13 protein-coding genes and 1 tRNA gene are annotated in these 12783 nt (G+C 43.9%); 3 read left to right on the forward strand and 11 right to left on the reverse strand.

The annotated features are described in order from the left end of the window. The first annotated feature begins 221 nt into the window (after positions 1-221). Complete coding sequence (locus RT143_RS00170) at positions 222-389, forward strand: hypothetical protein (RefSeq protein WP_313090261.1); 168 nt, start codon at positions 222-224, stop codon at positions 387-389. Between the two features lie 248 nt (positions 390-637). Further along, a tRNA-Glu gene (locus RT143_RS00175) sits at positions 638-713 on the forward strand. A gap of 173 nt (positions 714-886) precedes the next feature. On the opposite strand, the gene ispD is transcribed toward RT143_RS00175, so the two are convergent. From ispD to copM, 6 genes are all read right to left on the reverse strand, one after another. Beyond that, a complete protein-coding gene (gene ispD, locus RT143_RS00180; RefSeq protein WP_313090262.1) occupies positions 887-1717 on the reverse strand; it encodes a 2-C-methyl-D-erythritol 4-phosphate cytidylyltransferase in 831 nt (276 codons plus the stop codon). A 76-nt stretch (positions 1718-1793) separates the two neighbouring features. Then, entirely contained in the window at positions 1794-2144 is a 351-nt protein-coding gene (locus RT143_RS00185; RefSeq protein ID WP_065262636.1) for a septum formation initiator family protein, read from the reverse strand. Between the two features lie 160 nt (positions 2145-2304). Next, positions 2305-3630, reverse strand: coding sequence for a phosphopyruvate hydratase (gene eno, locus RT143_RS00190; protein WP_050325797.1), 1326 nt, complete (start codon positions 3628-3630; stop codon positions 2305-2307). Positions 3631-3809: 179 nt separating this feature from the next. Then, entirely contained in the window at positions 3810-6107 is a 2298-nt protein-coding gene (locus RT143_RS00195) for a heavy metal translocating P-type ATPase (RefSeq protein WP_313090265.1), read from the reverse strand. Positions 6108-6146: 39 nt separating this feature from the next. Beyond that, positions 6147-6359 carry a heavy-metal-associated domain-containing protein gene (locus tag RT143_RS00200; protein WP_313090267.1) on the reverse strand — a complete coding sequence of 71 codons (213 nt, stop codon included), beginning with the start codon at positions 6357-6359 and terminating at the stop codon, positions 6147-6149. A 78-nt stretch (positions 6360-6437) separates the two neighbouring features. Further along, complete coding sequence (copM, locus tag RT143_RS00205) at positions 6438-7166, reverse strand: CopM family metallochaperone (RefSeq protein ID WP_313090269.1); 729 nt, start codon at positions 7164-7166, stop codon at positions 6438-6440. A 108-nt stretch (positions 7167-7274) separates the two neighbouring features. Between copM and RT143_RS00210 the strand changes: the two genes are divergently transcribed. Beyond that, positions 7275-7715, forward strand: a complete 441-nt coding sequence (locus RT143_RS00210) for a MerR family DNA-binding protein (protein ID WP_313090272.1) — start codon at positions 7275-7277, stop codon at positions 7713-7715. 9 nt (positions 7716-7724) lie between these two features. Here the strand turns inward: RT143_RS00210 and RT143_RS00215 are convergent, their stop codons facing one another. The 5 genes from RT143_RS00215 to RT143_RS00235 all read right to left on the reverse strand — a co-directional run bounded on the left by RT143_RS00215 (position 7725) and on the right by RT143_RS00235 (position 12745). Then, on the reverse strand, positions 7725-8018 hold the full coding sequence (locus RT143_RS00215; RefSeq protein WP_313090274.1) for a heavy-metal-associated domain-containing protein: 294 nt from the start codon (positions 8016-8018) through the stop codon (positions 7725-7727). A gap of 151 nt (positions 8019-8169) precedes the next feature. Beyond that, positions 8170-9033 carry a 3-deoxy-8-phosphooctulonate synthase gene (gene kdsA / locus RT143_RS00220; protein WP_099807605.1) on the reverse strand — a complete coding sequence of 288 codons (864 nt, stop codon included), beginning with the start codon at positions 9031-9033 and terminating at the stop codon, positions 8170-8172. A gap of 124 nt (positions 9034-9157) precedes the next feature. Continuing rightward, positions 9158-10786, reverse strand: a complete 1629-nt coding sequence (locus RT143_RS00225; protein WP_065262630.1) for a CTP synthase — start codon at positions 10784-10786, stop codon at positions 9158-9160. Between the two features lie 147 nt (positions 10787-10933). After that, positions 10934-11896: a porin gene (locus RT143_RS00230; protein WP_313090277.1), complete on the reverse strand. Its 963-nt coding sequence runs from the start codon at positions 11894-11896 to the stop codon at positions 10934-10936. A 477-nt stretch (positions 11897-12373) separates the two neighbouring features. Then, positions 12374-12745, reverse strand: a complete 372-nt coding sequence (locus RT143_RS00235) for a porin (RefSeq protein ID WP_313014846.1) — start codon at positions 12743-12745, stop codon at positions 12374-12376. Between the last annotated feature and the right edge of the window lie 38 nt (positions 12746-12783).

A 12783-nucleotide genomic window follows, 5' to 3' on the forward strand; every position in this document is an offset into this window, starting at 1 on the left:
GGCACAAAGTGCGAAAAAAGTATCGCTGCTTATTTTCTATTTCCTACTGCTACTTCATACCATTATTGGCACAAGCAAAATAGCCAGTAACATCGCTACCACACATCATTACGTGAATGGCTCAATACTGTTAGCCAGACCTGCTACACTAAACCTGGACAATATTTGATAAAAGATAATACCATTTGATAAAAAAAGTGATAAAAGAAAAGGAGGTCACTATGGGCGTACAAACGAATATTTGGATGACTATTTTGGGTTTTATCAGTTTATCGATTGTGATTAGCATCGTAACGCATTTCTGGATTCGCTATCATTTAAAAAATAAAGCCGCTAATCTGCCGCCGCAATCTCATACGACGTCTGAGTCGCAAAACAATCACTCATAAGCACAGCGTGAAATTTCTAGACAACACTTTTTAGACAACACTGTAATTAAGCGCATTAGCCAACTAATGCGCTTGTCCTGCCTCTCTATCAATTATCATGAGGTACCGTATCGTGGGCTAATTTTTAAAAATATAAAAAAATACATAAAAAACAGTTGACGGCAAAAATAAAAATATATATTATACGCTCCACTTCGACATTAACGGTGAAAGCGGTCGAGGTCGCGCTATAAACTAAGCGTGCTAGTGTCCCCATCGTCTAGAGGCCTAGGACATCGCCCTTTCACGGCGGTAACCGGGGTTCGAATCCCCGTGGGGACGCCAATTTTTTTAGTGGTAACACTAAAAAATACAGTTAAAAAGCCATGCTAATCTAGTATGGCTTTTTTGTTTTTGTGGCTTTATAAATTCTCTTTGCCCTTTTTTGCTTATGCAGTTCTTTTCTTTTCTTATGCGCTTTTTAGCGGTAACCTCAATTTTTTGCCAAGCGATTTTTGCTAAGGTTTTGCCAAATACACCTGCGCAAACTGCAAATCCTCTGGAAAAGTCAGTTTGATATTGCTATGGCTGCCTTCCACCAATAACGGCTGTTTGCCAAAATGCTCAAATAAACTGGCTTCATCGGTAAACGCAATCATTTGCTCAATGGCTTGGGTTAGATAATCATACAGTGTTGCCAATGGGAAAATCTGCGGGGTTTGTGCTAGCCACAACTGGCTGCGATCAAGCGTTTTTTGTGCCAACACTTGGTCTTGTGAATGGATGATTTGTTTGACCGTATCACGCACCGGTACTGCTAATAAGCCACCCGCTGACTCCTGCCCATGCTCTTGCTGTGACTGTTGATGCGACTGTTGCAAAAATTGCTGCGTGGTCTGTGTGATCAATTTTTCTATATCGCTTGGATTGACACAAGGACGCGCAGCATCATGAATCAGCACCCAATGATTATCATACGCATGATGACTATCCTTATCACTGAAGGCTTTGTCACTAAACGGTGTTTGATATTGTTGCCAGATCGTTTGCACGGCGTTAAACACCGAATTCATTCGCTCCTTGCCACCTATCACCCACTCGATTGGCATGCTAAAGCCCAGTGTTTTGGCAATCGTATCTTCTTCAGAAATCACCAAATAGCAAGTGCTTAGCTGATGGACTTTGCTTAGCGCCGCTATGGTGTGTTGGAGCACCGTCTGACTGCCAATATGGGTGTACTGTTTTGGGATCTGGCTCCCAAAACGTTTGCCAACGCCTGCAGCGACGACCACGGTGTCAATCGTAAAGTTGTTAGATAAATTGGCGGCTATCGCGTTAAGTTCTGACATGGCGTCTTTTCAACAATAAAGTAAACAGTAGACAGTAAAAATTGAGACAAATATAACTTTAGCAGTTTTTATGCTTTTATGGGTGAGGCGTGGCGGTGTTGTGGGCGGTCGGTGTGACCACATCTGTACTATACACACTGCTAGCGGTCGACATTTGCACAAAAGTTTCACCTTGTTTGATTAAACCTAAATCAGAGCGAGCGTGTTCTTCCACCGCTTCAAGTCCGTTTTTTAAGTCTTTAACATCGGCAAGCAATACCTCATTAGCTTTTTGCTGATCACTATTGATAGATTGCTGTTCGCTGATTTGTTTATTTAACGCTGCCAAATCGCCACGACCATTGGTGCCAAACCAATACTGGTATTGTAGACATACCAACACAATCACCGCAAAAATAATCATAAACAGTTGACGCAAATAAGTCATGACAGCACTCAATAATAAAAACTTTTGGCATAAAAAAACCTTACCCCACGCATTGTAGCAAATTCAATGTCATGGGTTAAGGTTTTTATCACTTCAATGCTTTATCAAGCTTTAAAATTTAAGCTTTTGAAGTTAATCTTTTGTAGCTAAGCTTTTGAAGTTAGGCTTTTGGGTTACGTAAACCGATAAACTCGTCAGCACCGTGGTAGCTTGCAGTGACCATCTGCTCGATACGAAGCAGTTGATTGTATTTGGCAACACGGTCAGAACGGCACAGTGAGCCTGTTTTAATTTGACCTGCAGCTGTCCCCACGGCTAAGTCAGCGATGGTGCTGTCTTCAGTCTCACCTGAGCGGTGTGAGATGACGGTGGCATAGCCATTTTTCTTCGCTAGATAAATGGCGTCTAAAGTTTCTGATAAGGTACCAATTTGGTTGAATTTAATCAAAATCGCATTGGCAATGTGTTTGTCGATACCTTCTTGTAGGATTTTTGGGTTGGTCACAAACAAATCGTCACCCACGAGCTGTACTTTGTCGCCCAATTTTTGCGTTAAGTACGCCCAGCCATCCCAATCGCTTTCATCTAAACCATCTTCAATCGAGATAATTGGGTATTGGCTCACAAGACCTGCTAAATAATCCGCAAAACCTTCTGAACTAAAGGCTTTATTGCCTTCGCCTTCAAGTACGTATTGACCGTTTTTGTAGAACTCTGATGAGGCGCAATCAAGGGCTAGATAAATATCTTTACCTGCGGTATAACCTGCTTGCTCAATCGCTTGCATGATGACAGTAATCGCTTCTTCGTTTGAGCGTAAGTTTGGTGCAAAGCCACCTTCATCACCGACTGCGGTGTTTAAGCCTTGTTTTTTTAGCACAGATTTTAGGCTATGGAATACTTCTGTACCCGCACGCAAGGCTTCACCGAAGCTGGTGAAATTAACAGGCTCAATCATAAACTCTTGGATATCAACGGTGTTGTCCGCGTGGGCACCCCCATTTAGGATGTTCATCATCGGCACAGGCATCGATAGTGATGTTTGCCCACGCAGGTTAGCAATGTATTGGTGAAGCGGCAGTTTTTGTGATTGTGCGGCGGCACGGGCTGCTGCTAAAGATACTGCTAAGGTCGCATTGGCGCCCAATTTTTCTTTGTTTTCTGTGCCATCAAGCGCTAATAATTTGTTGTCAATGTCTTGTTGTTTTGATACATCCATATCAACCAATGATGAACGAATTTCACTATTGACGTTGGCAACGGCTTTTTTGACCCCTTTACCCAGATAGCGTGATGCATCACCATCACGCAGCTCAAGCGCTTCACGTGAACCTGTCGATGCACCCGATGGTGCTGCTGCACGACCGATAGTACCATCCGCTAAAATCACATCGGCTTCAATGGTTGGGTTGCCGCGTGAGTCCAAAATTTCGCGGGCAATAATATCTTTAATTTGGTTATTGGTGGTGGTTTCTTCAGCGTACATGGTATTTTCCTTGGCTGTCACAATCAACAATGGGATTGTTAAAATACAAATGGGGTGGGTTTATCATAGCATATTTTAACAGGTTTTAGCAGCTTATCACTATCGCCCGTAGGTCATGCATAGTCATGCCTAGCCAAGTAAAATCAGCCCCAACGGGTTGTCAAAACAACCATAAGCCGTTAGGAAATAACCTTCATGCGGGTGAGTCGCAAGGCATTGAGTAGTACAGAAATTGAACTCAGTGCCATCGCCGCGGCCGCAATCATCGGATTGAGTAGCCCAAACGCTGCTAACGGTATACCAAGGCAATTATAGATAAACGCAAAAAATAGGTTTTGCTTAATATTACGCAGCGTTGCGCGAGCAATTGTGACCGCATAATCGACATGTTTGAGCGACTCGCCCATCAGCCTTGCCGTGGCGCTATGCTTGGCAATATCGGTTGCGCCTTCTACCGCAAAACTTGCAGTTGCCGTTGCCATCGCGGGGGCATCATTCACCCCATCGCCCACCATTGCTACTTTTTTGCCTTGTTGTTGCCATTCATCAATGCGCTGCGCTTTGTCACGTGGTGACAGCTCGCCAAGTGCCTTGCTGGCATTAATCTGCTCACCCACATAATCTACCACCGATTGCTTGTCACCACTCATCACTACCACATCTAAATGATGGGCTTGCAGCGACGCAATCACCTTAACACTGTCTTGTTTAAGCTCGTCGGCTAGCGCAAAGGCTGCCACAGGGGTGTCATTGATACTTACCGCCACTTGACTGGCAATTTGCCAAACGGGATTGGCTTGGATAGTCGCTGCAGGCAACTGAAGATTGGCAAAACTTGGCGTGCCGATTTTCACCCGCCCAATAGTGGCTACCTGTGCCTGTATCCCCTGTCCGAGCACTGTTTCCACGTGGCTGATGGTAAATGCCGCTGGGCTTTGAGGCGTATCAGTTTGCTTAGTATAGGATTCAGCATAGTTCACTAGCGTGGTCGCAAGCGGGTGGTTCGCATGACGCTCGACACTGGCAACAAGCTGCAACAGTACTGCTTTATCTAAGTTAAACAGTTTTAAATTGTCATCTATTAGGTACGCTGCAGATAATTGGGGTTTACCTTGGGTGATGGTGCCTGTCTTATCGAGTACTACCGTATCAATTGCACCTGCCGCTTCTAAGGCTTGCGCATCTTTAAACCAAACCCCTGAGCGTGCTGCCACACCCATGCCCGCCATAATGGCTGCCGGCGTCGCCAGTCCCAATGCGCAGGGGCAAGCAATCACTAACACCGATACCGCGCGCATGAGGGCCGTGTCAAACGCGCCTAAGAACCAATAATTGGCAAAAAAAGTCAACAAAGCGATGGCAACCACCACTGGTACAAAAATCCCCGCGACTTTATCTGCGATACGGGCAATGTGTGCTTTACTGCCTTGCGCGTCGTTGAGCGCTTGTATCATATCGCCAAGCCGTGTTTGGCTACCTTTAGCGGTGATTTGGTATTCAAAGCTGCCGTTTTCTACCATGGCACCTGCTAGCACCGTACTGCCAATATGTTTAGACAGGGGCACTGATTCACCCGTCAAATGGCTTTCATCACACCAGCCTTCGCCAAAGGTGACGATGCCATCAGTGGCAATGCGGGTACCTGCTTTAGCACGTAAAATTTGACCAGCCGTGACTTGCTCAAGTGGCATAGTTTGCCACTGCCCATCTTGGCTTTGCGGATTGGGGTTTTTAACTTCCACTTGCTCAGGGGTGAGGGCTAATATCAAATTAATGCTATTTAGGCTGTGTTTTTTGGTACGGGCTTCTAGGTATTTCCCCATTTTGACAAAGGCAATCACCATCACGCTGGCTTCAAAATACACATGGGGCATGCTATGCGCCATCCCATCATGACCCATTTGGGCTGTGGTTTGCAGATAGCTTAACCAACTATAGGTCGAATACGCCCAAATTGTCAGTGTGCCGAGCACCACCAGCACGTCCATATTGGCAAGACCGCCTTTGATACTCGCCCACGCACTTTTGTAAAACGCCATCGCTAAGCCAAACTGTACGATAGTTGCCAACACAAATTGTAGCCACAGCGGTGGCATCAATGCGTGGCTGCCCATCATCATGCCCGCCATGCCAATCAAAAAAGGCAGCAAGCAAATCCAGACCGCAATCAAGATATAGGGCGCCTTTTGCTCATGGGCTTCATGCTCAAATAGCGCGTTCTGCGGCTGTATTTTTGCCTCATAGCCTGTCTTTTTCACCCATTCTACAATCTGCTCGGCGTTGGTTTGTGATGCATCAAACTGCACCTGCGCCACTTCATTGGCATAATTGACATCGGCTCGCACTATCGCAGGCTTTTTATTGAGCACTTTTTCGATGCGGCTGGCACAGGCTTGACAAGTCATGCCATCGATATCAAGAATGACTTGCTCGGTATGGGCGTTGTCTGACGCGTGGGTGATCGATTGAGTAGTCATGATAGTGTCTGTCTTGTAGGGTGTCTTTGTGTGGCGTCGTTATACTACGTCAAAGCCAGCGTCTTCAATCGCTTCTTTAAGCGTGCTTTCTTGAGTTTGACTATTATCAAAGCTGATGGTTGCGTTATTATGGTCAAGGCTGACATCGACAGATTGCACCCCTGTCACTTGATTGAGGGCATTGGTTACGCTTTTGACGCAGCCGCCACAAGTCATGCCTTGGATATTTAATGTGATGGTTTGGGTTGTCATACTACGCTCCTTTTTTAGGCGGTTATTCTTTCTCTGGGTACTTTTGTCTGGTTACTTTGTATAAGTACTTTCGTTTGGTTAATGGGCTTGTTTGCTAAGCCAGTCTTGCATTTGTTTGATTTCTGGCGTCTGCGCTTGTTTAATCTGCTTGGCGAGTGCTAGCATCGCTGGATTTTTACCATAAGTTTGCTCTATCGTTGCCATATCAATCGCGCCTTGGTGATGCGGTATCATACCTTTAGCAAAGGCAATATCAGGGTTGGCGTCCATAGTTCCTTGCATCATGGCATCGTGGTTGCTCATGTCTTTTTGTTGATAGGCTTGCGTTATTTCTTTGGCATTGCTCGCCGCTATCTGACTTGATTCGTTTTTGTCCAACCAGTTTTGCATCACGCTGATTTCACTTTGCTGGGCATCGACGATTTTTTCCGCAAGGGCTTTCATTTCGGCATCTTTGCCATATTGTAGCTCCACTTTTGCCATCGCAATTGCGCCTTCATGATGCGGTATCATGCCTTTGGCAAACCCGACATCGGCATTCTTAGCTTGCACTCCTGCTGACATGGCTTGGTGCATTTTATTCATGATATCCATATAAGCCATGATATGCGGCGGCTGTGATTGTGACTGCGTATCCGCTGCCGAAGCCATATGATGCATTGACTGCGTTTGGGTCATGCTCGCATGGGTACTCATTGAATCGGTACTTGATGCCGTCGTTGCAGTTTGGGTAGTGTCATTTTTTGTACAAGCTGTCATACCTAGCGCCAATGCCACCACCCATGGCAAACCCATGATGTTATTCATATTCATATCCTTCAGGTTGCTTTTTTTACGTTCTTTGAAAAAAAAGATTGATTTATCACACTGTGGTATTACTATAAACCTTAACATTAGGTCAAGGTCAAGCAAAAAATGAATATTAATGAAGTCGCTAAATTGACTGAATTATCACCTAGGCAAATTCGTGAGTATGAAAAACTCGGTTTATTACAGACCATCCAGCGCACGGACAGTGGTTACCGTATTTTTAGCGATACCCAATTACAGCGTCTAAAATTTATCAAACATGCCCGTGATGTGGATTTTTCGTTAGCGCAGATTGAAGCGTTATTGGCTCTACAAGACAACAAGCAGCGTAGCAATGCCAAAGTCAAAGCATTAACGCGCAATCACATCGATGAACTAAACGATAAAATACAGCGGTTACAATCAATGAAAGCCACCCTGCAAGGATGGCACGATAATTGTTTGGGAGATGGCTCGCCTACCTGTAGCATTTTAGAGGGCTTGCAAGATGGCGTACAAGATGACTCCGTGACCAACCACCCTTGCCGCACCGAGCGTAGCCACTGAACAAACAATTTAAAAAAGTCTACCATCTTTTGCCAAATCACCCGCTAAAGTACGATTGTTGGCAGGGTTGGCAGGTGCCTCAATCGGGAACGGCTCGGTGATATAGTCAACATTGGTCAGCGCAGCTTTGAAGGCAAAAACTGATGTCTGGGTATCATCAAAGCTTACAATCACGCGATGATTTTCAGGCTCAAGATGCACTGCTTGCACCCCGCCGATGGTGGTTAGAGCTTTCATGACTTCCTCATAGCCTGCTGGGTCATTAATGCCTTTTAAATCATACGCGACTGTTTGAATTGCCATGATTATTCCTGTATTTATGCTGTGGGTGATAAAATATTGTTCTAGTCCTATAACCTAGCACTATAACATAGCCAAAAAAAAGCCTCGTTATCGATTGATAGCATTTTAATAACGAGGCGTTGCAAATTTGTGTTAAAAGGTTGAGTGAAAATCAGTGGGTATCTAACACCTCAAACCCTTTGACTAAGGTATCAAGCTGTTTTAACTGGGCTAAAAACGGCTCAAGCTGGCTCAACCTCAGCGCACAAGGACCATCGCATTTGGCAACATCAGGATTTGGATGCGCTTCCAAAAATAACCCTGCCAATCCTGTTGCCATGCCAGCACGTGCTAACGTGGTAATCTGTTCTCGGCGACCGCCTGCACTATCTGCACGCGCACCCGGCTGCTGCAAGCTATGGGTCACATCAAAAAACACGGGAACCTGCATTTTTTTCATAGTGTCAAAACCCAGCATATCGACAACGAGATTGTTATAGCCAAACGCACTGCCACGCTCGCACAAGATGATTTTATCATTACCAGCTTCAAGGCATTTATTGATGATATGCTTCATCTCATGGGGTGCCAAAAACTGTGCTTTTTTGACATTAATAATCGCACCAGTTTTTGCCATCGCTGCTACCAAGTCAGTTTGACGACTCAAAAACGCGGGCAACTGGATAATATCCGCCACCGCTGCCACAGGCTCAGCTTGGTACGGCTCGTGTACGTCAGTGATAATGGGCACATTGAACGCTTTTTTGATATCGCTTAGCCAGTCGATACCTTTTTCCAGACCTGGGCCACGAAACGAGTACAAGCTTGAGCGATTGGCTTTATCAAAACTTGCCTTAAACACATAGCCGATATTTAAGCGCTTACAGATTTCAATATAGCTTTCAGCAATTTCAAATGCCAAATCTTTACTCTCTAGTACATTCATACCGCCAAACAGCACAAACGGTTGATCATTGCCGATGGTGATATCATTAAGCTGAATGTGAGATTGCGGTGTCGGTAAGTTAGTGGTCATAGGGCTCTCAGTATGTTGTTAAAGTTTTTATTGATTATCACTATATCATAATTGGCTAGATACAAAGCCAGCCAAAAACAAAAAAACCACCTGTAATAGATGGTTTTGTTGTGCATCATAAATACTATTTTTTGGTTTGTTTAGCCGCTGCAACAAAGCTATTGAACAATGGATGACCACCGCGTGGCTGGCTGGTAAATTCTGGATGGAATTGTACCGCGACATACCAAGGGTGATTGGCAATTTCTACTGACTCGACCAAATGCTGTTTGGCTGAATAACCAGAAATTTTCATACCGGCATTTTCCAGCTGTTCGATATAGCGACCATTCATTTCATAGCGGTGACGATGACGCTCAGTTATCACAGGGCTGCCATAGATTTGGCGCAGTTTGCTGTCTTCCACAAGCTCGGCTTTTTGGGCACCCAAACGCATGGTACCGCCCAAATCTGAGGCGTCACTACGTACTTGTAGTTCGCCTTTTTCATCAAACCATTCTGTAATCAAACCAATCAATGGCGCTTTGGTTTTTTTATCAAACTCTGTTGAGTTGGCGTCAAGACCCAATACATTGCGCGCAAACTCAATGACGGCTAATTGCATTCCCAAACAAATCCCCAAATAAGGGACATTGTTTTCGCGGGCATAGCGGATTGCTTTCATTTTACCCAGGGTGCCGCGCTCACCGAATCCACCAGGCACAAGCACAGCATCGGCAGATTTAATATGCTCGAACAGGCTGTCATCATTTTCAAGTTTTTCGGCATCGACATAGTCAATATTGACTTTGACATTGTTTGCCACGCCCGCATGTAGCAAGGCTTCATTGATTGACTTATAAGCATCAGGCAGTTCGACGTATTTACCCACCATCGCCACAGTTACGGTTTCTTGGGTATTTAACAACGCTTGGGTAAACTGGTGCCAATCACTTAAGTCCGCCTCTGGGGTATCTAACCCAAAGCGCTCACAAATCAAATCATCTAAATGCTGGGCATGCAGGATACTTGGAATTTGATAAATAGATTTGGCATCTGGGCAAAGGATAACGGCACGTTGCTCAACATTGGTAAACGATGCAATTTTTAGGCGATTATCATCGCTAATCGCGTGTTCACTACGGCAAATTAACACATCAGGCTGCAAGCCAATGCTGCGTAATTCTTTGACTGAGTGCTGGGTTGGTTTGGTTTTGCTCTCGCCTGCACTCGCGATATAAGGCACTAGGGTTAAATGCATCAGCATCGCATTATTGCGGCCGAGTTCAACTTGCATTTGACGCACCGCTTCCATGAATGGCAAGCTTTCAATATCACCGACAGTACCACCGATTTCAATCATCGCAATATCGTAGCCTTCGCCACTGGCACGGATACGCGCTTTGATTTCATCAGTAATATGCGGAATGACTTGTACCGTACCGCCCAAATAATCACCGCGACGTTCTTTCTCAATCACTGCCGAATAAATACGCCCACTGGTAAAGTTGTTGCGCTGGGTCATTTTTGAGTGGCGTAAAAAACGCTCGTAATAGCCCAAATCAAGGTCAGTCTCTGCGCCATCTTCGGTAACAAATACTTCACCATGCTGAAACGGGCTCATTGTACCTGGATCAATATTGATATAAGGGTCCATTTTGGTCATGGTGACTTTCAGACCACGTGCCTCAAGAATCGCGGCTACCGATGCAGCGGTGATACCTTTGCCAAGTGAAGAAACGACACCGCCAGTTACAAAGATGAATTTTGTCATGTTATCTATTTCGCTCGTTGGTAAAAAAGAATTTTACTCGAAAATGCCTAGGTTTAGCAAAAAATTATTTTTATCAATAAATCGCTCGCTCATAAAAAAATCCACTCATCGCTGAGTGGATTTTTTGATAGCAAATTCTAGTAAATATTAGAATTTGTATTCGATACCAGTACCGATACCAAAACCGTCTTGGTCATCTTGACCTTCTTGCTCTAGATTTGAGTAGCCAGCGTATACATGACCCGTTGCATTGGCATTGAATGCATACTTACCACCTAATACTAAACGCTGTGCATCATCACCATCAACACCGCCAACATTTGAGGTCATTTCAGCTTGCGCATAGGCTGTCCAAGGCGTTGCAGTTTTGTAGGTTGCACTTACTGCAGCCAAGTTTTCTTTGTCACTAGTGTCTAAATCACTGATTTGATACAATGCACCAAGACCAATTTGGTTATTTAAGTCATAGGCACCGCTTACGCGAGTAGTATTGAAATCACCTGATTTGATGTAGGTTGCACCAGCACGGAATGGTTGATTTGCTGGCTCATACTTAACACCTACACCAAACGCTTCTGCATCTGTGTCTAAATCAGATGCGTTATCCTCTTCAAATGCATACATACCCATGAATTGAAGACCGTTATAGGCTGGTGAAAAGTAAGACATCGCATTGTTTACACGGTCACCATCCCAATAAGCCGCATTGAAACCGTCGTATTGACCTACAGTTTGGCTAACGTAATTGATGTTGTCATCGATTGCAGACAAACGACCAGCAACCAAAGTACCATATTGTTTGTTAGATAGACCTAAATAAGTGTCACGTGAATAAAATTGATTTTGTGATTTGCCTTTTACAGTGCCACCGTTGTCACTATCAATTTCAACACCATACTCTAATTGGTATACCAAGTCAGTATTAGCTGTCAGTGCTTCAGCACCTTTAAAACCAATACGCGAGGTAGTAGAATTCAACTTAGTAGTTGATTCATCGTCAAAATCAGAATAATCAACTGTAACTAACGCTTTACCATAAACAGTTGGAGCAGCATGGGCAGCAGAAACTGAAAGTGCAGCGACGGCTGTGGCTAAAAGTAATTTTTTCATAGGACATCTCTATCAGGAAAAACAAATTTTAGATAACTGGTGACTTGTCAGCACCACTACCTCTCCGAACAACCAAAGCAAGAAAATCGCTACTTTGGTTCCTATTAATAGCGTCAACTATTAACTGTATAAGTCTAGCAATAAAGTATGAATATATTTACATTTTATTCGTACTAATTACTAAAAACATACCTCTGAATACTAGGATAACAATTTTGAAATATTTTGCAATAGTTTTTTAAACAACGATGCAGTTTTTTTTAATCATATTGAAATCTTTACAGTTTTATTTTATCAAACCCCGCGCGAATGCTAAGAAATAAAAAAAGCTAACTAAAGAATTAGTTAACATATACAATAATTGCAGTTTCCAGTTAAATTAGAATTAAAATTTGTATTCGATACCCGTCCCAACAATCGTATCATCTTTATAATTGTCCCGACTGATTCGACCCGCGTAGAGATGATCTATCGTCGCTATAACCGCAAGGTACCATACTGCTGATGAGACAAACCAAGATAGGTGTTGCGAGAGTAAAACTGACCCTTGTTATTTTTACTATCGGTATCGACATCAATCCCATACTCAAGCTGATAAATTAAATCCGTATCATCGGTTAAGGGTTGTTGTCCTTTGACGCCCAAATAAGAAAAGTTGGAATTAAGCTCAGTAACTTTTTCATCCTTCGGTGACTGGGTATCGGTGGTAGTCGCCCGATAATCCTCGTCATAATCGGTTTGCACATAATCTGCGGTCAAAAAGACTTTACCATAAATGAGGGGTGCTGCTTGGGTATTGGCCATTGAGACTAATAGCCCGATTGGGACAAACCATAGGTTTTTTATCATGTGCATGCTACTCGCTATTTTTACATTACTATTTTTAC

Source organism: Moraxella sp. CTOTU48268 (assembly GCF_032069585.1).
GTDB lineage: Bacteria > Pseudomonadota > Gammaproteobacteria > Pseudomonadales > Moraxellaceae > Faucicola > Faucicola cinerea.

What these genes read in the sequence shown, in the direction of transcription:
- RT143_RS00210 (WP_313090272.1), top strand. Translation starts at nt 7,275, where the DNA reads ATGAATATTAATGAAGTCGCTAAATTGACTGAATTATCACCTAGGCAA.
- RT143_RS00185 (WP_065262636.1), bottom strand. Translation starts at nt 2,144, where the DNA reads ATGACTTATTTGCGTCAACTGTTTATGATTATTTTTGCGGTGATTGTG.
- eno (WP_050325797.1), bottom strand. Translation starts at nt 3,630, where the DNA reads ATGTACGCTGAAGAAACCACCACCAATAACCAAATTAAAGATATTATT.
- RT143_RS00170 (WP_313090261.1), top strand. Translation starts at nt 222, where the DNA reads ATGGGCGTACAAACGAATATTTGGATGACTATTTTGGGTTTTATCAGT.
- RT143_RS00195 (WP_313090265.1), bottom strand. Translation starts at nt 6,107, where the DNA reads ATGACTACTCAATCGATCACCCACGCGTCAGACAACGCCCATACCGAG.
- kdsA (WP_099807605.1), bottom strand. Translation starts at nt 9,033, where the DNA reads ATGACCACTAACTTACCGACACCGCAATCTCACATTCAGCTTAATGAT.
- RT143_RS00215 (WP_313090274.1), bottom strand. Translation starts at nt 8,018, where the DNA reads ATGGCAATTCAAACAGTCGCGTATGATTTAAAAGGCATTAATGACCCA.
- RT143_RS00230 (WP_313090277.1), bottom strand. Translation starts at nt 11,896, where the DNA reads ATGAAAAAATTACTTTTAGCCACAGCCGTCGCTGCACTTTCAGTTTCT.
- copM (WP_313090269.1), bottom strand. Translation starts at nt 7,166, where the DNA reads ATGAATAACATCATGGGTTTGCCATGGGTGGTGGCATTGGCGCTAGGT.
- RT143_RS00235 (WP_313014846.1), bottom strand. Translation starts at nt 12,745, where the DNA reads ATGATAAAAAACCTATGGTTTGTCCCAATCGGGCTATTAGTCTCAATG.
- RT143_RS00225 (WP_065262630.1), bottom strand. Translation starts at nt 10,786, where the DNA reads ATGACAAAATTCATCTTTGTAACTGGCGGTGTCGTTTCTTCACTTGGC.
- ispD (WP_313090262.1), bottom strand. Translation starts at nt 1,717, where the DNA reads ATGTCAGAACTTAACGCGATAGCCGCCAATTTATCTAACAACTTTACG.
- RT143_RS00200 (WP_313090267.1), bottom strand. Translation starts at nt 6,359, where the DNA reads ATGACAACCCAAACCATCACATTAAATATCCAAGGCATGACTTGTGGC.